24 protein-coding genes are annotated in these 25,831 nt (G+C 57.0%); 12 read left to right on the top strand and 12 right to left on the bottom strand.

Annotated features, from left to right (window positions below; genetic code table 11):
• Positions 1-93: 93 nt before the first annotated feature.
• The 3 genes from EBB79_RS06905 to EBB79_RS06895 form a co-directional block, all read right to left on the bottom strand.
• Positions 94-1,098, bottom strand: a complete 1,005-nt coding sequence (locus tag EBB79_RS06905; protein ID WP_127748219.1) for a DctP family TRAP transporter solute-binding subunit — start codon at positions 1,096-1,098, stop codon at positions 94-96.
• Between the two features lie 330 nt (positions 1,099-1,428).
• Positions 1,429-2,658, bottom strand: coding sequence for a sigma-54-dependent transcriptional regulator (locus EBB79_RS06900; RefSeq protein ID WP_127748218.1), 1,230 nt, complete (start codon positions 2,656-2,658; stop codon positions 1,429-1,431).
• Complete coding sequence (locus EBB79_RS06895) at positions 2,655-4,409, bottom strand: sensor histidine kinase (RefSeq protein ID WP_127748217.1); 1,755 nt, start codon at positions 4,407-4,409, stop codon at positions 2,655-2,657. The genes EBB79_RS06900 and EBB79_RS06895 overlap by 4 nt, the downstream gene beginning before the upstream one ends.
• A gap of 59 nt (positions 4,410-4,468) precedes the next feature.
• Between EBB79_RS06895 and EBB79_RS06890 the strand changes: the two genes are divergently transcribed.
• On the top strand, positions 4,469-5,650 hold the full coding sequence (locus EBB79_RS06890) for a cytochrome P450 (RefSeq protein WP_127748216.1): 1,182 nt from the start codon (positions 4,469-4,471) through the stop codon (positions 5,648-5,650).
• A 276-nt stretch (positions 5,651-5,926) separates the two neighbouring features.
• Here the strand turns inward: EBB79_RS06890 and EBB79_RS06885 are convergent, their stop codons facing one another.
• Positions 5,927-6,394, bottom strand: coding sequence for an Lrp/AsnC family transcriptional regulator (locus EBB79_RS06885; protein WP_127748215.1), 468 nt, complete (start codon positions 6,392-6,394; stop codon positions 5,927-5,929).
• 145 nt (positions 6,395-6,539) lie between these two features.
• Here EBB79_RS06885 and cobA point away from each other — a divergent pair, with 145 nt between their 5' ends.
• The 6 genes from cobA to EBB79_RS06855 all read left to right on the top strand — a co-directional run bounded on the left by cobA (position 6,540) and on the right by EBB79_RS06855 (position 11,520).
• Entirely contained in the window at positions 6,540-7,361 is an 822-nt protein-coding gene (gene cobA / locus EBB79_RS06880; RefSeq protein WP_127748214.1) for a uroporphyrinogen-III C-methyltransferase, read from the top strand.
• Positions 7,361-7,669, top strand: coding sequence for a DUF2849 domain-containing protein (locus tag EBB79_RS06875; RefSeq protein ID WP_127748213.1), 309 nt, complete (start codon positions 7,361-7,363; stop codon positions 7,667-7,669). The genes cobA and EBB79_RS06875 overlap by 1 nt, the downstream gene beginning before the upstream one ends.
• Positions 7,662-9,329, top strand: a complete 1,668-nt coding sequence (locus EBB79_RS06870; protein ID WP_127748212.1) for a nitrite/sulfite reductase — start codon at positions 7,662-7,664, stop codon at positions 9,327-9,329. Before EBB79_RS06875 ends, EBB79_RS06870 begins: the two co-directional genes overlap by 8 nt.
• Positions 9,330-9,333: 4 nt before the next feature.
• Positions 9,334-10,113 (top strand): phosphoadenylyl-sulfate reductase, encoded by a 780-nt coding sequence (locus EBB79_RS06865; protein WP_127748211.1) that lies wholly within the window; start codon positions 9,334-9,336, stop codon positions 10,111-10,113.
• Entirely contained in the window at positions 10,110-10,517 is a 408-nt protein-coding gene (locus EBB79_RS06860; RefSeq protein WP_127748210.1) for a DUF934 domain-containing protein, read from the top strand. Before EBB79_RS06865 ends, EBB79_RS06860 begins: the two co-directional genes overlap by 4 nt.
• Before the next feature lie 139 nt (positions 10,518-10,656).
• On the top strand, positions 10,657-11,520 hold the full coding sequence (locus tag EBB79_RS06855) for a ferredoxin--NADP reductase (RefSeq protein ID WP_127750915.1): 864 nt from the start codon (positions 10,657-10,659) through the stop codon (positions 11,518-11,520).
• A gap of 76 nt (positions 11,521-11,596) precedes the next feature.
• Here the strand turns inward: EBB79_RS06855 and EBB79_RS06850 are convergent, their stop codons facing one another.
• Positions 11,597-12,325 (bottom strand): hypothetical protein, encoded by a 729-nt coding sequence (locus EBB79_RS06850; RefSeq protein WP_127748209.1) that lies wholly within the window; start codon positions 12,323-12,325, stop codon positions 11,597-11,599.
• Between the two features lie 264 nt (positions 12,326-12,589).
• On the opposite strand from EBB79_RS06850, the gene infC reads away from it, so the two are divergent.
• Positions 12,590-13,192 (top strand): translation initiation factor IF-3, encoded by a 603-nt coding sequence (infC, locus tag EBB79_RS06845; RefSeq protein WP_238705013.1) that lies wholly within the window; start codon positions 12,590-12,592, stop codon positions 13,190-13,192.
• Between the two features lie 368 nt (positions 13,193-13,560).
• Positions 13,561-13,920: a hypothetical protein gene (locus EBB79_RS06840; protein ID WP_127748208.1), complete on the top strand. Its 360-nt coding sequence runs from the start codon at positions 13,561-13,563 to the stop codon at positions 13,918-13,920.
• Positions 13,921-14,041: 121 nt separating this feature from the next.
• On the opposite strand, the gene EBB79_RS06835 is transcribed toward EBB79_RS06840, so the two are convergent.
• The 7 genes from EBB79_RS06835 to EBB79_RS06805 all read right to left on the bottom strand — a co-directional run bounded on the left by EBB79_RS06835 (position 14,042) and on the right by EBB79_RS06805 (position 22,413).
• Positions 14,042-14,827 carry an FAD binding domain-containing protein gene (locus EBB79_RS06835; RefSeq protein WP_127748207.1) on the bottom strand — a complete coding sequence of 262 codons (786 nt, stop codon included), beginning with the start codon at positions 14,825-14,827 and terminating at the stop codon, positions 14,042-14,044.
• 104 nt (positions 14,828-14,931) lie between these two features.
• Entirely contained in the window at positions 14,932-17,295 is a 2,364-nt protein-coding gene (locus EBB79_RS06830) for a xanthine dehydrogenase family protein molybdopterin-binding subunit (protein WP_127748206.1), read from the bottom strand.
• Positions 17,296-17,437: 142 nt separating this feature from the next.
• Positions 17,438-17,923, bottom strand: a complete 486-nt coding sequence (locus tag EBB79_RS06825; protein WP_127748205.1) for a (2Fe-2S)-binding protein — start codon at positions 17,921-17,923, stop codon at positions 17,438-17,440.
• 194 nt (positions 17,924-18,117) lie between these two features.
• Positions 18,118-19,116 (bottom strand): molybdopterin-binding protein, encoded by a 999-nt coding sequence (locus EBB79_RS06820; protein WP_127748204.1) that lies wholly within the window; start codon positions 19,114-19,116, stop codon positions 18,118-18,120.
• Positions 19,113-20,096 (bottom strand): XdhC family protein, encoded by a 984-nt coding sequence (locus EBB79_RS06815; protein ID WP_127748203.1) that lies wholly within the window; start codon positions 20,094-20,096, stop codon positions 19,113-19,115. The genes EBB79_RS06820 and EBB79_RS06815 overlap by 4 nt, the downstream gene beginning before the upstream one ends.
• Before the next feature lie 91 nt (positions 20,097-20,187).
• The gene (locus EBB79_RS06810; RefSeq protein ID WP_127748202.1) at positions 20,188-21,435 is read right to left on the bottom strand and encodes a vWA domain-containing protein; all 1,248 of its coding nucleotides are present in this window, start codon (positions 21,433-21,435) and stop codon (positions 20,188-20,190) included.
• Positions 21,436-21,504: 69 nt separating this feature from the next.
• Positions 21,505-22,413 carry an AAA family ATPase gene (locus EBB79_RS06805; RefSeq protein WP_127748201.1) on the bottom strand — a complete coding sequence of 303 codons (909 nt, stop codon included), beginning with the start codon at positions 22,411-22,413 and terminating at the stop codon, positions 21,505-21,507.
• Positions 22,414-22,591: 178 nt separating this feature from the next.
• Between EBB79_RS06805 and EBB79_RS06800 the strand changes: the two genes are divergently transcribed.
• From EBB79_RS06800 to pyrC, 3 genes are all read left to right on the top strand, one after another.
• A complete protein-coding gene (locus tag EBB79_RS06800) occupies positions 22,592-23,653 on the top strand; it encodes a glycosyltransferase family 2 protein (RefSeq protein WP_127748200.1) in 1,062 nt (353 codons plus the stop codon).
• Between the two features lie 104 nt (positions 23,654-23,757).
• Entirely contained in the window at positions 23,758-24,714 is a 957-nt protein-coding gene (locus EBB79_RS06795; protein ID WP_177627784.1) for a phosphoadenosine phosphosulfate reductase, read from the top strand.
• Positions 24,715-24,777: 63 nt separating this feature from the next.
• A complete protein-coding gene (gene pyrC / locus EBB79_RS06790) occupies positions 24,778-25,818 on the top strand; it encodes a dihydroorotase (RefSeq protein ID WP_127748199.1) in 1,041 nt (346 codons plus the stop codon).
• Positions 25,819-25,831: the final 13 nt, after the last annotated feature.

The following is a 25,831-nucleotide window of genomic DNA, read 5'->3' as shown; positions in this document are numbered from 1 at the left end:
TCCTTATCTGTTGGAAATCGTTCGGTGCGGCACGCCGATCCGGGTGCCGTAAGTGTAGGGTGCGTGCCAGCACGCACCCTACGATAACCTGAATTACAGGCCTGCGTTGATAGCTTGTGCGGCGTCGATCTTGTCTTGCCCCACATCGCCCGAGAAGGTGTCCCAGACCGGCATCATCGTGTCGACCCACTGCTGGCGCTGAGTTGCATCCAGCTGGCGAATGGTGCCGCCAGCAGATACAATTGCCGCTTTGGCCGCTTCGTTGACAGCAAAGGCTTCTTTGTTACGAGACTCAGTGACTTCACCCAAGATCGTCAGGAACTGCTCACGTACCGGTGCGTCCAGGCTTTCCAGCCAATCCACATTGGTGACCACCAGATAGTCGATGATACCGTGGTTGGTCTCGGTTACACCGTCCTGAACCTCAAAGAATTTCTTGCCATAGATGTTCGACCAGGTGTTTTCCTGTCCATCAACAACGCCTTGCTGCAGAGCGCCGTAAACTTCTGAAAACGCCATTTTCTGCGGTGATCCGCCGATGGCTTCCATCTGTGCCACCAGAACATCCGACGACTGAACGCGGAATTTCAGACCATTGGCATCGGTTGGCGCAATCAGCGGCTTGTTGGCTGACATTTGCTTCATGCCATTGTGCCAGAATGCCAGACCCTGCAGGCCACGGCGCTGCATGCTGTCCAGCATATCTTGACCGTCAGCCGACCCTTGGAACGCATCCACGGCCTCGATGTTTTTGAACATGAACGGCAGATCAAACAGGCGGAATTGCTTGGTGAACTTTTCGAATTTCGACAACGAAGGAGCCGCCAGCTGTACGTCGCCCTGCAGCATCGCCTCCAGCACTTTGTTGTCGTTGTACAGGGTCGAGTTCGGGTAAACTTCCAGGCACATGGTGCCGTTCATCTCATCGTTAACACGCTGCTCCAGCAACGAGGCAGCGATGCCTTTGGGGTGTTTGTCGGTGTTGGTCACGTGGGCAAATTTCACCACGATCTCACCAGTGTCACAGGCAGCGCTTGCAATGCCGGCACTTGCGGACAGGGCCATTGCCGACGCGGCGGCAGTCATCAAAAATTTCATAGTAACCTCCCGGGTATTCTATCTCCGTCTCTCTCCAACAGAGAGCTCCGGACAATAGCATCACGCTTGGGTGATATTCACTCAAGACATGTTTCTTGGGGCGAAAGTTTCACTGAAATTTACATGTATGTCATATAGTTAAGCCCTCGCGTTCGATTTATTGAGACGAGACATCAAAACACATGTGCGGATTTCCGCACGACCAAAGGGGCACTTGTGCGAAATTTCGCACAAAACCTCTACATGTTGCCTCGCGAAGAATCAGCCTTGTTTTACGGGGAACTGACGCGGTTCTAACGACCGGGTAGATTGGGACGCAGTGGGTCCACATTACCGTCGGTAGTCCTCGGGCCGGATGCCATAGCGCGTTAGCTTATCATAAAATGTCTTGCGCGGTAGTTTAAGCGCCTGCGCAGCTGCTGCCGCCCGGCCGTTTTGTCGGCCCAGCGCCGCAATCAACAACGAGCGTTCAACCTGGGCCAATTGTTCCGCCAGCCCCAATTCAGCCACCTCACCGGATTCTTCCGGCATTCCTAGCACAAACCGCATCGCCGCCGACATCAACGAGCGTGTATTGCCCGGCCAATCTTGCGCCATCAATGCTGCCAGATGTTCGGGACTGATGTCCGGGACTGCGATCCCCGCCTGCTCTGCCGCCTGCCCCACATATTGACGATACAGCTCCGGAATATCTCCAGGCCGTTCGCTAAGGGATGGTATTCGCACCCGCATCACGTCCAACCGGTAAAACAACCCCGGATTAAAGGACCCTGCCTCGACCAGATCCGCCAAATTCGCAGTCGACCCGGCAATCACACGCGTCCCTGCGCCACGTTCCAGCCTGTCCAGTATCGCATATTGAGTGGTCTCTGGCAGGGCCGACACTTCGTCGAGAAAAACAGACCCGCCTGCCCCGGCGCTGCACAGCTCATCAAAGCTGTCCGCGCTTAGCCCAGCACTCGGGCGTTTAACAAAGGGCCCGTGTCCCAGCTGAGACATCAAATGCACCACCTCTGCAACTTTCGAAATTCCGCTTCCCGGCGCTCCGGTCACCAGCACTTCGGCCCCGGTTGGAGCTACACTGCGCACCTTGGCGCGCAGCTCGTCTGATTGGGGCGAGGTGCCAAACAACATCCGCGCCGCCGGATCACCGCGCTCCAGTTGCACCTTCAGGCGCCGGTTTTCCAACACCAAAGCCCGCGTTTTCATCGCCCGTTGCAGCACCGCCAATAAATCCGCCGCCGCACAGGGTTTCTCAAGAAAGCCAAACGCCCCATGCCCCATAGCGCGCACCGCCATTGGGATGTCGCCTTCTCCGGTCAGCAGGATCACAGGCAGCTCTTCGTCTATCCCATGCGCATATTCGAGAAGATGAAAACCGTCGCGCCCCGGCATCCGCATATCGGATACGATCACGCCGTCAAACTGTGGGGTTATATGATCTTTGGCCACCACAAAGGATGCTGCCGTCACCGCCTCTAAGTCATTCAGTTCCAATGTCTGTGCCAGCGCGTCACGCACCGCAGCATCATCATCGACAAGCAACACCTTACGGGTCATGCAACGTCTTCCTCTGCCCAATAGTCCAGTTCCACTGTGAACATCGCCCCGTGCTCCACGTTGGCACCCTGAATATTGCCGCCAAAACTTTGCACCAATCCATATGAAATCGAAAGGCCCAGCCCCAAACCATCAGCGCTGCCAACTGCCTTGGTCGAATAAAACGGCTCAAACAGCTTTTCCGGCTCTTTAATTCCCGGCCCAACATCGCGCACGGTCACGGCCAGCCGTTTATCTGTATGGATCACAATCTGTACATAACGGTTCTCTTGGTCCTGCATTGCATCCGCTGCGTTGTTGATCAGATTTACAAACACCTGCGCCAACCGAACCTCTCCGCCCCAAGCATAGACCGGAGCGTCAAAGTGATCAGACTGCCAGTCCAGTGTCACACGGTCCGCCTGCAGCCTAGCCTGGGTCAGCTCAACGGCGGCGTTGATCACCTTCACCAGATCTACCCGGGTGATCGGTTCACTTTCATTGCGCGCAAAGGCGCGCAGATTTTTTATGATCCGCGCCATGCGGGTCGCCATATCCGAGATCCGCCCCAGGTTTTCACCAGCCCGATCCGCTTTGCCCTTTTGTAGAAAAGCACTGCCATTGTCCGCATATTGCTGGATCGCCATCAACGGTTGGTTCAGCTCATGACTGATCCCTGCAGACATTTGCCCTAAGGCGGACAACTTACCAGCCTGTACCAAGTCCTGTTGCGCCAAAGTCAGAGCCGCCTCTGCATCCTGGCGTTCTTTGACCTCACGCCGCAATTGCATATTGGATGCCGACAAGGCGCGTGTGCGTTTAGCCACCCGGCTTTCCAACACCGCATTGGCCAGAGCCAGAGAGCGCCGTCGTTCGGTCGCCAGGAACAATAATGCGCCAAAAGCCAGGCAAATCGCAGCCAGAGCTGCTGCCTGAAGGGCTGCAAGACGTCGGGCCGGCGCTGTATCAAGCAGAATTTCCCCGACCATACCGATTACCGGCAGGTCCACGGCCTGATGCAAGGCCCGCTCCGGCAGATAGGGTCCCCAGCCCAGACGCCAAATATCATGGCCACTTACTTTATGTGTTGAAAAGTCAACCTGGCGCCCATCCTGTGGATGCAGACCGACCTCGCCCGGGTCTCGCTGCCATAACAGCAGTTCAGAGCGGTTAGAAATGAAGACTTCACCACTTCGCCCAGTAAAAAACACAGCCGGAAGCGAGCCGCGCCATGTCTGCTCGACATCCTCAACATCCGCCACCGTCACCAGCACTCCGCGTACTCCGCCATCCTCGCCAAAGTCCGGTGCAGCATAGAAAAAGGCGCGACGGTTCAGCGGCTGCAACACACCATGACCTGTCCCCAGCGCGCCCTGCATAGCCCGGCGAAAGTAATCCGATCCCGAGACGTCCGGCCCGGTTAACCCTTGCGCCGCTGCCTGGACCCGCCCCGACGCATCAGCATAAAAAACATCCAGTGCAGCAGTGCTGTCGGCCACTTGTCGCAATAGACTGATGGCGGCCTGCCGGTCCTCTATGCTACTCAGCCGGTCAAACGTGGGATGCCGCGCCATAAGCACCGCCAGTTCCTGATAGACTTGCAGCTGCGTACTGACCCTGTCGGAGGCCAATTCCAGGTCTGCCTCGCCCTGTCGTGCCAGAACGTCCAGTGCCTGACGATACCCATAGGACCATACTGCAGCGGTCATAGCTGCCAACGCCAGACCAAAGCCCAGCACAATCCATCCCCTATGTCCCCGAAAATCTCTCATTTCAACACAGTAGCAAAGCTGGCCTTGCATTGACCAGCCGGGTTCGCGAATGTGCGCCAATGAAAACCATTTCCCAATCCCCCACCGACCCATCCTTTGTGCAAAACCCCTACCCGTTTTACGCAATGCATCGCGCTATTTCTCCGCTACAGGCTTGGTCTGAATACAACATGCCCGCCGCCTTTAGCCACAAGGCTGTCCAGGCTCTGCTGCGCGACCGCCGCTTCGGCCGCGAGATCCCAGCTGAGATGGCCACGACGGGCCCGGCCCACCTGGCGCCATTCCTACTGACCGAGGCCCATTCACTGCTCGACGCCGAACCGCCCCGCCACACAAGACTGCGCAAATTGATCCTGCGGGCATTTACCTCGCGGGCCATAACCGCGCTCAGCGATGATATCGAAACACTGTGCCACCAACTTATCGATGATTTCCCTGACACGCCCTTCGATCTACTGGATGCCTATTGCACCCAGGTGCCGTTGATCACCATCTGCCGCCTGCTGGGGGTCCCAGTCGACATGGCCCCCAAACTGTTGATCTGGTCGCATGACATTGTCGCCATGTATCAGGCCAGCCGCACAGTTGAAACAGAACACCGCGCTGCCGCTGCCGCTGCCGAGTTCACCAGTTTCCTGCACAGTTACATTGATCAACGACGCAGCGACCCGCGCGACGACCTTATCACCCGCCTGATCACCGCAGAAGAGGACGGCGAAAGCCTCAGCACGGATGAATTGATCGGCACCTGCATCCTATTGCTCAATGCTGGCCACGAGGCCACCGTGCACAGCATGGGCAATGGGGTAAAAACGATGCTGCAACAGGGTTGGGACCCGACTTGGTTGGCCCCCGAAGGCATTGATCGCCTCAACGAAGAGATCCTGCGTTATGATCCGCCTCTGCATATGTTCACGCGGTATGCCTATGAAACGGTCAATCTGCTTGGTCACACGTTCCAACGCGGCGATCAGGTCGCCCTCCTGCTGGGGGCCGCCAACCGCGATCCCGATGCCTTTGCTGATCCGGACCTGTTCGACCCAACCCGGGCAATCAAGACCAATACCGCCTTCGGCGGTGGGTTGCATTTTTGCGTCGGCGCACCGCTGGCCCGTCTGGAAATGAAGATCGGTTTGCCCATTCTGTTCGATCGTTGCCCCAACCTGAAATTGGCCGCGGACCCCGAGTACAGCAACACCTACCACTTCCACGGGCTAACCCAACTGATGGTCACCACCTGAACCGTGCCTACCTTTTTGCGCGCCTACCCTGAGTCGGGCCTGTGTCAAGGATGGCCGCAGGCCACCGCGCCCCGGCGCGGGCGCAGCTCCTTTACCCAGGCCCGACTCAGCACATCTTGGACATGGCGCATTCAGGGCAGACTTGTCCCTGAATCGCTTCTCAGCAGATCCATTCACCTCTCAGCACACATGTACCTTTGACGTTGAACCGTCACCCGGCAAACTGCTGAATAAGAGCGCGCGGAAGCGCTCCTTTTTGTCACCCTCACGGGTGCCTCATCCCTCCAGCGGCAGCATCGTCGTCGACTTGATCTCTTCCATCGACAGCAGCGCCGTCACGTTGTGCACTCGCACCTCAGAAATCAGTGTTTGATAAAACGTGTCATAGGCCCGTGCGTTCTGCACCCGCACTTTCAGGATATAGTCGATATCCCCCGCCAAGCGATGCGCCTCCTGTACCTCGGGGCGGTCGCGCAAGGCCTGCAAAAACTTTGCCTGCCAATCGGCCTCATGCTCTGAGGTGCGGATCAGAACAAAGAAGCACGCCTCGAACCCCAGCGCCTCAGCGTCCAGTACAACGGTCTGCTGACCAATCACCCCGGACTCACGCAATTTACGGATGCGATTCCACACCGGGGTCTTGGAACTGCCCACATTTCGAGCAATTTCGTCCAGCGATTGGCTCGCATCGCGCTGCAGCTCTGCCAAAATTTTCCGGTCAGTGGCATCGATCCGTACCGTCATTCTCGTTTTCCTCACGCATTAGAACCATTCCCGCATATGACCACCAAATTCGGAACAATGATCCTTATTCACGCCAACATATAGCAATGAGACGGGAATATTTCCTATATCTAACATCAAGTCAAACGCAACAAATGAGTCCACCATGTCCCAGCAGATGCCCCAGCCAACCACCGCGCCGACCACCGCGGGACGGATCTGTCTGCAGCCCGGTCAGGTGGTCTTTGCCGGCTCAGGCCCCGGTGACCCCGAGTTGCTCACCCTAAAGGCCCTGACAGCCCTGCAGCAGGCAGAGGTCATTTTGTTCGACCGTCTGGTCAGCCCCGAGATCCTCGCGCTGGCCAATCCAGAGGCCGTTCTGGAGGATGTCGGCAAGGAAGGCTTTGGCCCGCAGGTCAGCCAACATGACATTTGTGATCGCCTGACCGCCCATGCAAATGCTGGCAAACGGGTGCTGCGGCTCAAATCCGGTGATGCCACTCTGTTTGGCCGCCTGGATGAGGAGCTTTCAGCCTGTGACGACGCCGGGATTGCCTATCAGATTGTGCCCGGCATCACCGCGGCCTCGGCTGCAGTCGCGGGCATCGGTCAAAGCCTGACCCAGCGTGGCCGCAACTCTTCAGTTCGCTTTCTGACCGGTCATGACACCCAGGGGTTTGCCGACCACGACTGGCAGGCGCTGGCCCGCCCCGGCGAAGTCGCCGCGATTTACATGGGCAAGAAATCCACACGGTTTGTGCAGGGACGGCTGCTGATGCACGGCGCCACTCTCGCAACCCCCGTCACCGTGGTTGAGAATGCCTCGCGTGCTAATCAGCGGATTCTGGAAACCACTCTGGAACATCTGCCCACCGATTTGGCCGAGGCCCGTTTTGACGGACCGGCCCTAACATTCCTGGGACTGGCGCCACGCGCCAGCATCACCACCCAAACCGAAATAACAGATCTGAAACTGGAGCTCGCATAATGGCCCGTGCCTTTACCCCCAAAGTGATCACTGCCAACGCCCTGATCGAAGGCGACGTGATCTACCTGACCGCAGATGACCAATGGAGCCGCGATTTATCCCAGGCAGAGCTGATCACCGACGAGGCCCACGCCCAGCTTCGCCTGCTCGATGCAGAATCTCAGGTGGCTGAGGTCGTCGGCGTATACCTGGCAGATGCCAAGCCCGGCGAGAACGGCCCGGAACCAACCCATTTCCGCGAGGATTTCCGCCGCACCGGTCCCTCAAACTATGCCCACGGCAAACAGGAGGCTGAGGCCAATGTATAAGTATAACGACTTTGACACCGCCTTTCTGGCAGAACGCAACGCCCAGTTCCGCGCCCAGGTCGCACGCCGCATCGACGGTTCGCTCACCGAGGACGAGTTCAAGCCCCTGCGCCTGATGAACGGTTTGTACTTGCAACTGCACGCCTACATGCTGCGCGTCGCGGTGCCCTATGGTTCGCTGAATTCTGCTCAGATGACTCAATTGGCGCTGCTGGCTGAAAAGTGGGACAAGGGCTATGGCCACTTCACCACGCGCCAGAACATCCAGTTCAACTGGCCTAAACTCAGCGATGTGCCGGATATGCTGGACGCCCTGGCCGAGGTTGGCATGCACGCCATCCAAACCTCGGGCAATACCATCCGCAACGTGACCTCTGATCATTTCGCTGGTGCCGCCGCAGACGAGATCGAAGACCCACGTCCAGTGGCCGAACTGATCCGTCAGTGGTCCACTGATCACCCGGAATTCCAGTTCATGGGCCGCAAGTTCAAAATCGCCGTTGGTGCCGCTGCCAAAGATCGCGCTGTGCTCAAGGCGCACGATCTGGCCGTGCGCATTGTCCAGAACGTCGCTGGCGAAACCGGCTATCAGATCCTGATTGGCGGTGGCTTGGGCCGCACACCAATGGTCGGCCAAGTGATCAACGACTTTCTGCCCCGCGCAGACCTGTTGCCCTATATTGAATCCGTGGTGTCGGTCTGGAACCAGATCGGTCGCCGCGACAACAAATACAAGGCCCGCATCAAGATCACCGTGCACGAGCACGGCATCGAAGATATTCGCGCCCGCGTCGACGCCCGCTTTGCCCTGATCCGGCCGACCTTCACGGGTGCCGATCAGGAATTGCTGGCCGAGATCAAGACCCATTTCGCAGCCCCAATCTTCCGTTCGGCTCCAACTACCACCTATGATGCAGCCTATGACGCCGACCCGGTATTCCGCGCCTGGGCCGATACCAATCTGGCTGAGCACCGTGTAGGCGACCACGCCATTGTCACCATCTCGATCAAGAAACACGGCGCCACCCCGGGGGACGCCAGTGCAGATCAAATGCGGACTATGGCTGACCTGGCAGCCCAATATGGTTACGACGAATTACGGATCAGCCACGAGCAAAACGTAATCCTGCCGCATGTCCACAAATCGGATCTGCCCGCTCTCCACGCCAGGCTCAAACAGCACGATCTGGCAACCGCCAACATCGGCTTGATCTCGGACATCATCGCCTGCCCCGGCATGGACTATTGTGCCTTGGCTACCGCCCGCGCGATCCCAGTTGCCGAGCAGATCGCGACCCGTTTTGACGATCTCAAGCTCGAGCATGACATCGGCCATCTGCAGATTAAAATCTCGGGTTGCATCAACGCCTGTGGCCACCACCATGTTGCCCATATCGGTATCCTGGGACTGGATCGCGCCGGCGTTGAAAACTACCAGATCACCCTGGGCGGCGACGCCACCTGGACGGCCAATATCGGTGAACGCGCCGGCCCCGGTTTCGCCTATGACGAAATCGTCCCCGCGGTTGAGCGCATCGTGGCCGCCTATCTAGACCTGCGCAACTCCGCCGAGGAGACCTTCCTGGAAACCTATCGCCGGGTTGGCCTGTCTCCCTTCAAAGCAGCCCTCTACCCCGAAGCGCAGAAAAAGGTCGCCTGATCCCATGCTTCATCTGGCTAAAAATATCCCGGGGGCCCGGGGGCCGGCCCCCGGCGAGCGTGAGCTCGCTGACAAAGTGGCCGCGTTGAATGCGCGCTACCGCCACCATTCAGCAACCGCCGTGATGCAAGGTGCGCTTCAGGATGCGGGCCACATTGCGCTGGTCTCCAGCTTTGGCGCTGAATCCGTGGTGCTGTTGCATATGGCTGCAGTGATCGATCCAATGACCCCGGTTCTCTTTGTTGACACCGAACTGCTGTTCACCGAAACCCTGGTCTACCAGACTGAGGTGACCGAGCGGCTGGGTCTGCGCAATCTCCACATCATCCGCGCCAACGACATTGCGGAAAAAGACCCCTATGGCGCCATGCGCTTTAACAGCACCGATGCCTGCTGCGCCCTGCGCAAAACCGCCCCCCTGCAAAAAGCGCTGGCAGGTTATGATGGCTGGATCACCGGTCGAAAACGCTTCCAGGCCGGCAGCCGTGCCGCAATGGATTTCTTCGAGATCGAAGAAACCGCTGATGGCTCCACAGGCCGCATCAAGATCAACCCTCTGGCCCATTGGGCGCCGACCGACGTGCGCACCTATATGGACGAAAACCGCCTGCCCCGCCATCCTCTGGTGGCCCAAGGTTACCCGTCAATCGGTTGTGCCCCCTGCACCTCGCCGGTGAAAGACGGTGAAGATCCCCGCGCCGGACGCTGGCGTGACCAATCAAAAGAAGAATGTGGCATCCACGTGGTGGATGGCCAGTTTATTCGCACAGGAGCAAATACATGACTGTGATCGTGACCGATACGGGCTTTGGGCCCGACACCTGGACTGTCGGCTATGACGGCGACACTGCCCTTGATCTGGCCTCGGATACCGATCCCGTGCAGCTGGTCGAGCGCCTGGCAGCGCAGGTTCAGATGATCCGCATCGCCTTTCCCAGCTTTGCCGATGGCCGTGGCTTTACCATTGCGCGCCAGTTGCGTCTGTCCGGCTACACCGGCCACATCCGCGCTTACGGCCATGTGATTGCGGATCAATATGCCATGGTGCGACGGGCCGGGTTTGACGACGTCGAAATCAGTGACGACCTGGCAACCCGCCAACCGCAGGACCAATGGCTGGCCCGTGCCAACTGGCAACAGCACGATTATCAGGCACGTGCCCGTGGAACCGCCCCCGCTGCTGTGTGATATATTGTTTGCATACTAACAATTGTGTTCCCAGCGCATCACACCGTGCCTGTGCCGGGTACATGCAAAACAAATCCTTTCCCTGACCCATATCAATGACTAATCAGAGGTGTCGGCCATGCTGTCGGCAGTGCAACCGATGAATGAGATTACTCCAGTGACCGATGCCACCACCAATGCCGAGCCAGTAAAGGCCGTTCCAACCCTGCCCGACGCCCAAACCGTCACGGCGGTCAAGCACTGGACGGATAAACTGTTCTCCTTCCGCGTCAGCCGCCCTTCGACAATGCGTTTTCGTTCGGGCGAATTTGTGATGATCGGGTTGATGGGCGAAGTGAACCCCAAGACGGGCAAACAAAAACCTCTGCTGCGCGCCTATTCCATTGCCTCTCCCAGCTGGGATGACGAGCTGGAGTTCTATTCGATCAAGGTTCAGGACGGCCCGCTGACCTCTCGCCTGCAGCACATCCAGGTTGGTGATGAGATTATCCTGCGCCCGAAACCCGTCGGCACCCTGGTGCATGACGCGCTGATCCCCGGCAAACGCATCTGGTTCTTTGCCACTGGCACCGGCTTTGCCCCCTTCGCCTCGCTGCTGCGCGATCCGCAAACCTACGAAGACTACGACGAGATCATCATCACCCATACTTGCCGCACTGCAGGTGAGCTGACCTATGGCGCCGAACTGATTGCCAACCTCAAGCAAGACGAGATGATGCTCGAACTGCTGGGCGAAGACAATCTCAACAAGATCCGCTACTACCCTACAACCACCCGCGAAGAGAGCCCCAAGATGGGCCGTATCACCGACCTGATGCGCTCGGGCGAGGCATTTAGTGATCTGGGTGTCGATCCAATCAACCCCGACAGTGACCGTGCCATGGTCTGCGGCAATCTGGCCTTCAACCTCGAGATCAAAGACATGCTCGAAGGTTATGGCCTTGAAGAAGGCGCCAATTCCAAACCGGCGCAATACGTGGTGGAAAAAGCCTTCCTCGACTGAAACCGTCCGTCAGAAACAACAAAGGGCACCTTTCCAATCGGAAGGGCGCCCTTAATCCGTTGTGTTCACGCCTGGTTTACAGACCCAAGGCAGTCTTGACTTGATCCAAGGCTACAGTCAGAAGCTCGGGATTGTCTTTCGCTTGTTTTACAGCCGTCGTCAGCATCAATTTCTGGGTGTCGGCCAGGGATGAGCCGGAAATAAGCTCGACGACTTGGTCCAAATCAAAACCGTCAGCAGTTAGCAGACCGGCAGCCGCATCCCCAGCGACCTCAGTAGCATCGGACGTCACTGTGTCTGTTGCGCTTTCGGTGGCTTCAGTTGTTACGTCAGTGGCACTCTCAGACACGGTTTCAGTTACAGTTTCAGTGGTACTTTCAGTACCGGTTCCGCTCACAGCCTCGGTGGCCGTCTCGACGGCATCAGAAACTGCCTCGGTCGCGGTCTCAGTTACAGTCTCTGCAACCGTACCAACGGCACCGGTCACGGTATCAGCCGCCTCGGTCGCTGCCTCTTGCACCTCTTCCACGGCCCCCTCGACAGCCTCGCCTACAGTCTCTGCAGTGTCTTCCGCCGTCTCCACAGCGGTCTCAACTGCAGTTTCAACAACCTCGGTTGTTGCCTCGACAGCGGTCTCAGTTGCCTCTTCCACGGTTGCGGTGGCGTCTTCCACAACGTTTGTATCAACAGCCGAAGTTGCCGCGTCCTGATCAACGGCGACACTAGGTGTTTCCATCGATGTAAAATAGACATAGCCACCGATAGCTGCGGCCGCGACACCCAGTGCAATTACTGCAGGTTTCATTATTAAAACTCCTAAATGACATTCACGACCAATGCGTCGCGAATAAAAAATGTTGCCTCCTACTGCGAGATGGCTCTGTCCACCGTGCTCCTCAAGGGGGAAAAAACAGCAACATGTCTCAACGGCCAAAATTGGCCGACGCGCAGCTTTCCGTAAAAACGGACAAAAATCTCACGATCAGGGGCACTTCACCGGCATATTGTCGGAATGATGCCTTGAAAACCTCATTCTCCCCGGTCATACGATGCAAACAGCTTGAATCACGTGCCCGACAACGCTATTTTTCACGTGATATTATGCAATGACAAAAGGATTGCCGTCATAGCCCGCAGACCCCACAATGCGCCGCCGCAACGCGACACCGGCCCGCGCGTCAACGAAAAAATTCGTGACTCCGAAATCCGCCTGATTGGCGCCGATGGCGAAAACGCTGGTGTGGTTCACCCAGCCAAAGCCATGCTTATGGCGCAAGAGGCCGGATTGGATCTGGTTGAAATCTCGCCGAATGCAAAGCCGCCCGTGTGTAAGATCATGGATTTCGGCAAGTTCAAATATGAACAGCAGAAGCGGGAAAGCGAAGCGCGCAAAAAGCAAAAGATCATCGAAATCAAAGAGGTCAAATTCCGGCCTAACACTGATGTCCATGATTACAGCGTCAAAATGCGCAACGTGTACAAGTTCCTTGAAAACGGCGACAAGGTCAAAGTGACCCTGCGGTTCCGTGGTCGTGAAATGGCCCACCAGAACCTTGGCCGTGAGCTGCTGGAGCGTGTTGCTGCAGACATCAAAGAGCACGGTAAAGTCGAGAACATGCCCAAGATGGAAGGCCGTCAGATGATAATGCTGATTGGTCCCCTGCCTAGATAAGACTTCGTCTCTCAGACATGTATTATGCGTCAAAAGTGCCCTGTTCATATTGGTGGACAGGGCACTTTGCGTTTATGGCGGCGGCATAAATCCTCCGACCAGCCAGGCACGAGAAGATGCAACTCCTCTGACGACAGATTGCTCAGTATCCTACAATCTTAACCGTGGATCAGCGGCAACATGTCTCGCCAAGTGTCAGTTGGGCCATAACTCTTAGGGAACGGCACTCGCCAAGATTATTTTAATTGGGCCGCTGTGCCACCTCGCCTTGATCATACTGATACGTTGCCACAGCCGTGGACTGAACCTATCGTCACGCTCATCTCCGTTGTTGGGGAAGGTGTATAGGTTTTAGAAAAGGTATTTTCATGACGGTAATTTTCAGATCATTAGTTTTCATCACCGCGGTTTTAATGTCAGCAACGGGTTTTGCGGCACCATTTGACGGGCTGTATACATCGGTGGATGGGACCTGGTCGTGTAACCCCGAGGATCTAGGCATGGATGGCGGGGTGCTGGGCATACAGGGCGCGTATCTGCACGGTCTTGAAAACACATGTGAATTAACCAAGCCAACCAGCATTCGTGGTATGGATGCCGTTTTATTCGACGCGCAATGCTCGGGCGAAGGCGAGCAGTACTCCTACCGCGTAATGATCATGCGACACGAAGAGGGCCTCTACCTGGTACAAGACGGTCTCGTCGCCGATTGGCGTCGCTGTCAGTAACCGCCTGATTGTCTGGCCAAGTGGCAACCGGCCGAGCAACACCAATGGTATTCATCTGATCTAAGAAACAAAATAAGGCCCCGCCAATTCGGCAGGACCTCAATTACTCTTTACTCTCAAATCAGTTTGCCGCAGCCACCGCGCGCCTGGTCATGACCCCAACAAGATGGGCACGGTATTCTTTAGTGCCATGCAAATCACCAATCATGTTGGCGGGATCTACGCCAAGTCCTGCAACAGCATCCGCATTGAAGCTGGCATTCAAAGCCGCCTCTGCCTCGGTCCACCGAAACACACCATCCTCGGATGCCCCGGTCACCGCCACCCGTACACCATCGGCGTACTTGGCAACAAAAACACCAACCAGCGCAAAGCGAGAGGCCGGCTGCACAAATTTCTGGTAATTTGCCGCCTCGGGAACCGCAAACTGAACGCCCGTAATAATCTCGCCCTCTTCCAAGGCAGTTTCGAACAATCCCAGAAAGAAATCATCCACGGCTATCTCGCGGGAGTTGGTGGTTATGACCGCCGCCGAGGCAAGTGCCGCCGCCGGATAATCCGCCGAGGGATCATTATTGGCCAGCGACCCGCCAAGGGTGCCCCGATTGCGCACCGCCGGATCACCTATATGACTGGCCAGCTCCGCAAGCGCAGGATACGCCCCCGCACCTGCAGCGACCGCAGCATGGGTTGTTGCCCCCCCTATCGAAATTCCCCCATCCACTGCTGTCACGCCCTGCATCTCAGCAATACCACCTAAACTGACCAGTTTTGATGGCATCGCCAACCGCTGTTTCAGGGTTGGGATCAGTGTCTGTCCACCACCCAGTGCCTGCGCGTCTTCGCTTGCCAGTGCCACCACAGCATCCGCAACGGTCGAAGGCTTCTCAAATTCGAAATTATACATTTCGCTTCCTTCCTCAGACAGCCTGGATCCCTGCGGATCCCAGCTTCATCTGGCTAAAAATATCCCGGGGGTCCGGGGGCTGGCCCCCGGCACTCCCCAAACACTTACCCGTTCATTGCGGCCCATACCCGCCCCGGGCTGAGCGGCATATCCACATGAGTAACGTCCTTACCAGCAGACTGCAGCGCATCCACCACTGCATTCACCACCGCAGGCGGCGAGCCAATGGCACCGGCTTCACCGCAGCCTTTCACCCCAAGCGGATTATGGGTACAGGGGGTCTGACAGGAATGGTCCACTGCATAAAACGGCAGATCGTCAGCCCGCGGCATCGCATAATCCATGAAGGATGCACTTAACAGCTGGCCGTTCTCATCATAGACACAGCCTTCAAGCAGGGCCTGACCAATGCCCTGACCAATACCGCCATGCACCTGTCCATCGACGATCATCGGGTTGACGATATTGCCAAAGTCATCCGCCGCCGAAAACCGCTCGATACTGACTTTGCCGGTATCCGGATCGACCTCCACCTCGCAAGCATAGGCGCCCGATGGATAGGTAAAGTTGGCCGGATCATAAAACGCAGTCTCTTCCAGTCCTGGTTCAATGTCTTCCAGCGGATAGTTATGCGGCACATAAGCCGCCAGGGTTACATCGCCCCAAGCCACTGCCTTATCCGTTCCCGCAACCGAGAACTGGCCATCTTTCAACTCGATGTCAGCATCCGAGGCCTCCATCAAATGCGCGGCAATCTTCTTGGCCTTGGCAATGATCTTCTCAGTTGCCTTAACCATGGCCGAGCCACCAACCGCCAGCGACCGCGAGCCGTAGGTGCCCATGCCCATGGGCACCTTAGAGGTATCGCCATGCACGATTTCAATCATGCTCTCGTCAATGCCGATCATCTCGGCGATCACCTGCGGAAACGAGGTCTCGTGACCCTGGCCATGGCTGTGGCTGCCAGTCATTACTACCAAACCTCCGGTGGCATTGACCCGGACTGTTGCACTTTCGTACAGACCGGCGCGTGCGCCAAGCTGTCCCACCAGGTTACTGGGGGCGATACCACAGGCCTCGATGTAGCAATTGACACCCAGCCCACGGATCTTGCCCTTGGCCTCACTTGCAGCCCGACGCGCCGCAAAGCCCGAAAGGTCGGCAATCTCAGTCAGTTTATCCATAGTGGCATGGTAATCCCCGGTGTCATATTCGACCGCCACCGGCGTGGCATAGGGGAATTCAGTGATAAAGTTTTGCCGCCGCAGCGCAATCGGATCAACGCCCAACTCGCGCGCCGCTTTATCCACCACCCGCTCCAACTGAAATGTCGCCTCAGGGCGCCCAGCGCCACGATAGGCATCAACCGGCACCGTATTAGTGAACACCGCCTTGACGTTCACATAAATCAACGGCGTTTTGTAATTCCCCGCCATCAATGTGCCATGCAGCCAAGTCGGTACCGAGGGTGCAAATGTAGACAGATAAGCCCCCATGTTTGCATAGGTATCGGTGCGCAGAGCGGTGAAATTGTTGTCTGCGTCCAGCGCCAATTCAATCTTGGTCACATGGTCACGCCCATGCGCATCCGACATAAAGGCCTCGGACCGTGAAGAGGTCCACTTGACCGGACGATTACAGGCCTTAGCTGCAAAAGTACAAAACGCCTCTTCTGCATAATGGAAAATCTTGGTGCCAAACCCACCGCCAACATCCGGAGACACGACTTGCAGTTTGTGTTCGGGTATCCCCAGCACAAAAGCGCCCATCAACAAGCGGATCACATGTGGGTTCTGGCTGGTGGTATAGAGCTTACTGTCATCGGTAGAGCGGTTGTATTCGCCGATCGCCACCCTTGGTTCCATCGGATTGGCCACAAGGCGGTTGTTGATCAGTTCCAGCGTGGTGACATGGGCTGCATCCTGAAAGGCCTGCTCGACCGCCTCGCGGTTTTCTTCAACAAAGCCCCAGTCATAACAAAGGTTTGACGTCAGATCATCGTGAACCTTGACCGCTCCCTCCGCCACAGCTGCCTTCATGTCAACGACAGCTGGCAGCTCTTCGATGTCCAGATCAATCACCTCAGCTGCATCCCGCGCCTGCTCCAGGCTTTCGGCAACAACCGCAGCAATAGGTTCACCCACGTGGCGTACTTTACCTTCGGCCAGAATCGGGTGTTTTGGCTCCTGCATCGCATTGCCATGACGGTCTGTAATCTCCCAGCCGCAGGGAACCCCACCAACTGCCTCAAAATCTGCAGCCGTAAATATCCGCACCACTCCAGGCATATCTGCAGCAAGGTCAGTGTTTATGCTTGTGATGCGACCATGCGCTATATCCGAGCGCAGGAAATAGACAAAAGCCTGACCCTGCGCATTGATATCATCTGTATAATTTCCGTTCCCTGTCAGGAACCGTACGTCCTCGCGCCGTTTCGGGCTGGCGCCAATGCCGCTGTCTTTGGGCATGTTAAATATCCTCTCCCTGAATAGTGCGTGCTAGCACACATCCTCCACCCACCACTGACGTCTGAATCAAATCCATCCAAGTCCTGCGCGGTGTATAAGATGCGCGTTCATCACCCACTTTGAGCCATTGATCGCTGTGTCGTCATTGTGCCGCGAGCGCAGAAATATCCTGCCCACTGGCTGCCATGATCGACTTGACGATGTTGTGGTAACCCGTGCATCGGCACAGATTGCCTTCCAGATATGCGCGGATTTCCTGTTCCGAGGGTTTGGGGTTTTCCTTTAGCAGCGCTGCTGTCGACATCACCATACCCGGAGTGCAATATCCGCACTGCAAGCCATGATGCTCTTGGAACGCCGCTTGAATGGTATTCAGTGTACCATCCTCAGCCGCCTGACCCTCAATCGTTGCCACCTCGGCACCGTCGGCTTCTACTGCCAGCATGGTGCAGCTTTTCACGGCCTTACCATCCACATGCACCACACAGGCGCCGCATTGGCTAGTATCACATCCGACATGGGACCCCGTCAGTCCAAGCTCTTCGCGCAGATATGAAACCAAAAGGGTACGCCCCTCGACCTCTGCGCTTGCAGCCTTACCGTTCACGGTCATTGAGACCTTCGCCATGAACCCCTCCCTTAGCTATTTCAATTGGCTACGAAGAGTTAAACATGCCCGTGCGCCTGTGCGAAGGGATTTGAGGGACGCAAGCCTCGCCTTAAAAGAGAAAATAGACTTATGCAGTCATCAAGTTGCTGTAAAAAAACAATTTTTACAACCACACCTATAGACTAAAGTCGCAGTATGCTATTCATCGCCCGTTACCCGTCGCTGCGCCGTGGCATTGGTCGAGTGGGGATTTCCTTGAGCAATCCACCGACTCCCATGGCCGCGATATCACTGCTGCTCACATCGATTCCGCACATCACGCGCTCCAGAACCCAGTCGGCCCCATTCAATGCGGGTGAGCGGGCACATCCTGGTAACCCCATCACCGGTTTAGTTCCCAAGCCCCCCAGAAACAGCAGATTCCCGGGGTCAACTGGCATGCCAAACCGGGTCACTTCGCCCGCCACCAATCGCAGCGCCTGCGGCGCCACATCCAGTGGATCCGAGGTCGCCGACCCTGTGAGGATCAGCACAATATCGCCCTCGGCCTCGCGGATCGCCTGTGCCAGATCGGTCTCGCGGTGTGGCACTACTACGCGCGGGGTTAAACCCAAGCCCATTCTGTCCAACCGGCCAAACATCGCCTCCCGACCCTTCTCTGATGGGATATCCCGGCTGACAATGGTCTCGATCAGTGTTGCAGTCTGATACACAGGTGCGCGCACAACCAGTGCGCCACCGGCGCCCTCACCGGCGCGTAGCAAAGCCACTTGCGGCACCGCATAGGCAATGATCTTGATGGTTGCGATCATGCCACCGGCATCTACCCGGTGCCAGGCCGGGACTGTGGCGATAGAGATCATCGGATCAATTTCATTAACGGCCCGCAGGCGCTGTGGGTCCAGCTGCACCACACCGCAGGTTTTGGCATATAGGTTGACCCGCCCAGCGCCAGCACCCGAAATCCGAATGCCCTGCGCCTCTGGGTCAGGTATGATCATCCGGGCAAGCGCCAGAGCGGCCTCGTTTTCATGCAGGTCCCCGACTTCGACCCGTGCTACAGTTATTTCGGCGTAACCTGCTGCGTCCAGATCTGTCAGATCGGACAAAGTCAGTTCGGTGCCCTTGGCAATCCTGCGAGAACCAACTTGTAAAGAATGCGCCAGGATTGATCCTTCGGCCTCACTCAGCCCGACCTGCCCGAACTTCATTCCACTTTGCCCCGAAGCACCGCAGTGATTTCCGCCAGCACTGAAACCGCGATTTCAGCTGGACCGGCAGCGCCAATATCCAAACCTATAGGTCCGTGAATTCGCTCGATTTGCGCTTCGGTAAACCCAGCGGCCACCATGCGATCGACCCGTTTAGCATGGGTGCGTTTTGACCCCAGCGCACCAATATAAAAACACTCGGCCGCCAATGCCGCCTGCAGCGCCGGGTCGTCCAGTTTGGGATCATGGGTCAACAACACCAGCGCGGTGCGTGCATCTAGGCCCAGTTTTGCCACAGCTTCGTCCGGCCAATCATCCAGAATTGTCTCACCGGGGAAGCGATCACTGGCCGCAAAGGCCTCACGCGGGTCGATCAGCACCGGATCATATCCCGCAATCCGGGCCATCGGCACCAGGGCTTGCGCAATATGTACAGCCCCCACACAGATCAATCGCAGCGGCGGGTTATGCACCGCTACAAATGTCTCGTCGTCCTCTTCCATACCTGAGCGGTCCATCCGCATGCGGTCTGGATGACTGTCATGCAAAAGCCGCCGCACTCCGCTTTCGATGTTCACTTCATAGGCCAGCGCCTGACGCGTTGCCCGCCGCGCAACCAATTGCTGCAACAGGTCCACCGGCATCGCCGAGCCAATCGGCTCCACCAGCACTTTGATGGTGCCACCGCAGGCCAATCCAACCGCAAAGGCATCCTCGTCGCTGACCCCATATTCCAGCAACCGATGCTGACCATCCTGCAGCGCCTCTTGCGCCTCGAGCACCACAGCGCCTTCGACGCAGCCACCAGAAACCGATCCCTGCATGCGCCCATCGCCACTGATCACCAGCATAGAACCGGTGCGCCGCGGCGCCGAACCCCAGGTTTGCACGACGGTCGCCAGAACCGCGCCAACACCGGCGGTATGCCAGTCCAATGCCGTCTCAGGCGCATTCTCAAATCGGGTCGTTGTATGGGTCATCGTGTCCTCCAGCGGCAACTATGCCTCTTTCCAGATGCAACGTCTGCCCTCAAATGATGACAAGCAGATATATTTCCTTCCCAAAACAGCGTTACAGCAGTGCCATCAAGCGCTGCTTTTCGCCATGGTCTTCGGGGTTGGAGATCACCCGGGCCAAATCCTCGATCGAAGCGATCGAATGGCCGGCGCGAAAACTGTCCACATGGGGCAGCATGGCGCGAATGCCCTGTGCCTTGGGGGCGAAGCCCTCCCAGCGCAGCAATGGGTTAAGCCAGATCAGGCGGCGCGACGACAACTGAAGGCGGTGCATTTCACGGGCCAGAGCCTCTGGGTCATCGCGGTCTAATCCGTCGGTGATCAACAGCACCACCGCACCCTGTCCCATCACCCGCCGCGACCAATCGCGATTGAATTCATGCAAACATTCACCAATTCGGGTGCCTCCTTCCCAATCCTGGGCCTCGGTCCCAGCCGCTGCCAGGGCCGCATCCACGTCGCGTTGTGCCAGATGCCGGGTGATGTTGGTCAAACGGGTACCAAAGGTAAAAGCATGTACCTTTGCCCATCCTGCCCCTTGTGCGTTGGACACCGCATGAAGAAAATGCAGAATAATCCGGCTATACTGGCTCATCGAGCCGGAGATATCGCAAATCACCACCAGATTGGGCCAGCGAATGCGCCGTTTGGCCCGCGCAATATCCTGGATTTCACCGCCTTGCCGGGAGGCCGCGCGCAGGGTTCGGCGCCAATCGGGGCGCGGGCCACCCGGTGCGGCAATCAGACGACGAGAGTGAAGTGGCTGTACCGGCAAGGTCATCTGCGACAGGACTCGCTTGGCGCGGGCGACCTCATCGGTGCTCATCTGTTCAAAATCGAGGCTGCGCAGTTTTTCGGCGGCGGACATCGTCAGGCTGGCATCAAATTCGATCTCGGTGCCCTGTTCGTCATCGATATGTTCGGGGTCCGGTTGGGTGCCGTCCAAGAGAGCCTCGGCGGCGCGTTTCTCGCCCAGGTCGGCAGGTTTGTCCTCTTGAACACCGCGCACAGCCGGCAACAGCATCGCCATCATGTGCTCTAGAAATCGAGGATCGCGCCAATACAGGCGGAACACTTGAGAAAAGATCAGCCGGTGTTCCGGTTTGCTGACAAAACAGGCGTGTAGCGCCCAGTAGAAATCCCGTCGCGAAGTGAACCCGGCGGCCGCCACTGCCTGCACTGCATCCACAATCCGACCCGGACCGATTGGCAGGCCCGCCTTACGCAGAGCCCGGGCAAAATGAGTGATATTCTGGGCAAGCTTTGGGGTCTCAGGCAGGCTGAGTGGGGGGAGCTCAGGCATGGATACAGATCGTCATACAGACGGGGGCCAGCCCCCGTACCCCCGGAATATTTTTGGCCAGATGAAGGATCACGACGGCGCCAGGCTGGCCCTGGCCTGGTCCAGAATTCGCTTGGCCTCGCTGCCTTGTAATTTGGTGATGTCGTCCTGGTATTTGAGGATCGCGCCCAATGTATCAGCAATCACCTCAGGCGACAGGTCAATCACATCCAGCGCCAACAGGCAGTTGGCCCAGTCGATGGTTTCGGCAACGCCCGGTTTCTTGAACAAGTCCTCGGTGCGAAGAGCCTGGACGAAAGCCACCACTTCACGGCTGAGTTTGGCGCTGGCTTGAGGGGCACGCGCCTGCAGAATTTCGACCTCGCGCTGGAAATCAGGATAATCCACCCAGTGATAGAGGCAGCGGCGCTTTAACGCGTCATGGACCTCGCGGGTGCGGTTTGAGGTCAGAATGACAATTGGAGGTTCGGGGGCTTGAATGGTGCCCAGTTCCGGAATGGTAACCTGAAAGTCAGACAGTGCTTCAAGCAGGAAGGCCTCAAACGGTTCATCGGTACGGTCCAGTTCGTCTATCAACAGCACTGGCGCGCCATGCTCATCCGGGCGCATGGCCTGCAACAAGGGCCGTTCAATCAGAAACTCATCCGAAAACAATTCGGCCTGCAGCGCACCACGGTCGGCTGCACCGGCGGCCTCGGCAGTGCGGATAGCAATCATCTGGGCTGGAAAGTTCCACTCGTATACTGCCGACGATGCATCTAGCCCCTCGTAACACTGCAGGCGGATCAAGCGACGGTTGAGACCAGCCGCCAGCGCCTTGGCGATTTCAGTTTTGCCAACCCCCGCCTCGCCCTCCAAAAACAAAGGGCGCCCAAGACGCAGCGCCAGAAACACCACCACGGCCAGTGCTCGACCGCAGACATAACCCTGGGCCGTCAACAGAGCTTGAACCTGTTCTATCGTATCCGGTTTCTGCATCTGATCCCTCCTGCTGCCCGGCTGGATCAGGCCATGCGACAGCGTCATGGTCAAGCCTGCAGTACCGGCACTTTGGTCCTATACGCAGCGGGGCCTATGTCTATGTTGACGCCAGCTGGTCCGCGATGCGATGTCATAATCACCCGTAACCTGCGAAAACCATTCAGAAGATTGATCCATGCGTTATCTTGCTATTGTCACCCTGCGCAACGAGGCCGCCTTTCTGTTGGAATGGTTGGCCCATCACCGCGCGGTGGGTTTCACAGATTTTCTTGTGTTCTCAAATGACTGTCAGGATGGAACTGACATAATGCTGGACCATCTGCAGGAGATGGGTCAGCTTACCCATGTCCGCAATAATGGGCCATATGACAAACGCGGCATCCAGTTCACCGCGATGAAAACGGCTGACAAACATCCCCTGGTCCAGCAGGCCGACTGGATCCTGACGCTGGACATTGACGAGTTTGTCAACATCCACACCGGTGACGGCACACTGCACAGCCTGCTTGAAGCACTGCCAATGGCAGATGCAGTGACTTTGACCTGGCGGTTGTTTGGCAACGGGGACCAGGTCCGCTACCGGGATCAACTGGTGACCGCGCAATTTACCCGCTGTGCTCCGGAGATCATTCACTGGCCCTGGCGGGCCGCCCTGTTCAAAACGCTGTATCGCAACACCGGGGCCTATCGCAAAACCGGTGTCCACCGCCCCCGCAACCCCGACGCGGACCGACTGAGCGATTTTCGCTGGTTCGACTGTGAAGGCCGCGAATTGGGGCCTGAATTCAAAACCAAAAAGCTGTTCTCGACTTTTGGCCGTGCAAATTTCAAGCTGGCCCAGCTGAACCATTACCCGCTCGGCTCAATGGAGAGCTATGTGGTCAAGGCCGATAGGGGCCGGGTAAATCACTCAGATTTGCCACTGGGGATGGATTATTGGGTCGAGCGAAATTTCAACACTGCCACTGATACTTCTATCTCTCGATATGACACCGCGACAACAAAGTACTTGGACCAGATGACCTCAGACAGCAGGCTGGAAAAATGCCATAGAGACGCCGTAACCTGGCGACACGAGCGCTTTCGCTTGCTAATGCAGCAAGACACATTTCGCAGCCTGTTCAGCCGCTTGATGATGACACCTCCATCGCGGTTGATCAATGAGACCACCGCGAGGACGCTGACCGAATTTGCCCTACTGGGGCGTACGGCAGACAAGGATAAAAAGCCAAAATAGTCGGAAAAGTGGCACGAGTTCTTCCAAATTTGGCCGCATTTTGCACCTAGAAATGAACATGGATAACTGGCCCACACCGAGGCTGGGCTGTGAGGAATGCATTGATGCAGGACGGACTGGAAAATCTGGAAGAGAGCCTGGCTGGGTTGACCAAAAAGCAATGGCGAAGCCGCATGGCTGCGCTGGCCGAACAACATGGCATGTATCAATCCCTGGGTGACCAGCATTTTGCAACCTTCATAGATCAAGACAATACATTACTGGTTACCTTTGAGACCATTCAGGGCATTCAAAATTTGTCTGAACTGTCGCAACCCCTTGGATTTGATCTGGTCAAAAGCCAAGGCTGGTCCCATCTGTGTCTGATCTCTGATGGTGACACCTGGTTCCGCGAAAGCCGGGTTTATGGGTTCTTCGATCAGCTGATTGACGACGGCTTTTTCGAAGAGTTTGACAAGGTTGTTTTTTATGGTGCCGGGCCTTGCGGTTATGCCGCCTCGGCATTTTCGGTCGCGTCACCTGGCGCCACCGTTGTCGCAATTCAGCCCCAGGCCACCTTAGATCCGCAAATGACCGAATGGGACGACCGTTTTGTCGAAATGCGCCGCACATCCTTCACAGACAGATACGGCTATGCCCCGGATATGCTCGACGCGGCCGACCAGGCCTTTGTCATTTACGACCCGCGTGAGCAGTTGGATGCCATGCACGCTACATTGTTCAGCCGGTCCAATGTGACTCGGCTGCGATTGCCCAACATGGGCAGTACGCTACAGACGCGGCTTGCCGAAATGGAAACTCTGTATCAGGTCATCTCGTTGGCCGGCGCAGGCAAACTAACCGCTATTCGGTTTTGGCAACACTACAGGGCACGCCGCAATAACCTGGGCTACCTGCGCCGTTTGGCTGCCCAGCTAAACGACCATGAGCGCCCCTATCTGACAGCCATGTTGTGTCGCAATGTTGCCCAACGAATGCGTGCACCAAAGTTCCGGCGTCGGTACCGGGAATTGGAAAAACGGGCCAAGGCCGGTGAATTCACGATGCCGCCCAAACTCTGAGAATTCAACAGCCGGGCCTTTGCCCCACTTCCCCTTGAAGAGGAGCTGTGTTAGGGCGGCGACATGACCCATAGCCTTACCATTGCCCGCCCCGACGACTGGCACCTGCACCTGCGCGATGGCGCCATGCTGACCGCCGTTTTGCCCGAAACAGCACGCCACTTTGGCCGCGCGATCATCATGCCCAATCTGGTCCCACCCGTGGTGACCGGTGCTCAGGCTGCCGCGTATCGCGACCGTATTCTGGCTGCGCTGCCTAATGGCATGGCATTTGAGCCGCTTATGACCCTGTATCTGACTGAAGATACCGACCCTGCGGATGTGGCGGCAGCCCATGCCAGTGGCTTGATTAAGGCAGTTAAACTCTATCCAGCCGGTGCCACCACCAACTCGGCCAGCGGTGTTAGCGATTTCAACAAGGTCCGTCCGGTTCTGGAGAAAATGGCCGAGATCGGCCTGCCGCTTTGCCTGCATGGTGAAGTAACAGATGCCGAGATCGATATTTTTGATCGTGAGGCCGTGTTCATCGACCGTGTGCTTGATCCAATCCGCAAAGCGACGCCGGGTCTGCGCGTTGTGATGGAACATATTACCACCGCTAATGGCGTCGACTATGTCAAATCCAACGATAAGGGTCTGGCTGCGACCATCACCACGCACCACCTGATCATCAACCGCAATCACATTCTGGTTGGTGGCATCAAGCCGCATTACTATTGCCTGCCCGTCGCCAAACGCGAGACCCACCGTCAGGCCCTGCGCTCTGCTGCCACATCTGGGGATGCGCGCTTCTTTCTTGGTACGGACTCGGCTCCGCATACCGACCCCAATAAAGAAAGTGCCTGTGGCTGTGCCGGTTGCTTCACCGCCACCAACACCATGTCCCTGCTGGCGCATGTCTTTGAAGAGAACGGCGCGCTGGACAAACTAGAACGGTTCACTTCGCGCAATGGTCCGGCGTTTTACCGTCTGCCCGTCAACAGCGACACTCTGACCCTGACCAAACAAGACCAGCCTGTCGCTTTTCCAACAAAAATCGACACATTGGACGGCCCCGTAACAGTCTTTGATCCTGGCTTTCCCGTCCATTGGTCAGCCCCCTGATTTCATCTTTTCC

Source organism: Parasedimentitalea marina, from assembly GCF_004006175.1.
Classification (GTDB): Bacteria; Pseudomonadota; Alphaproteobacteria; order Rhodobacterales; family Rhodobacteraceae; genus Parasedimentitalea; species Parasedimentitalea marina.
The sequence above is the reverse complement of the archived record's forward strand: the minus strand, read 5'-3'. Positions and strand labels throughout refer to the sequence as shown.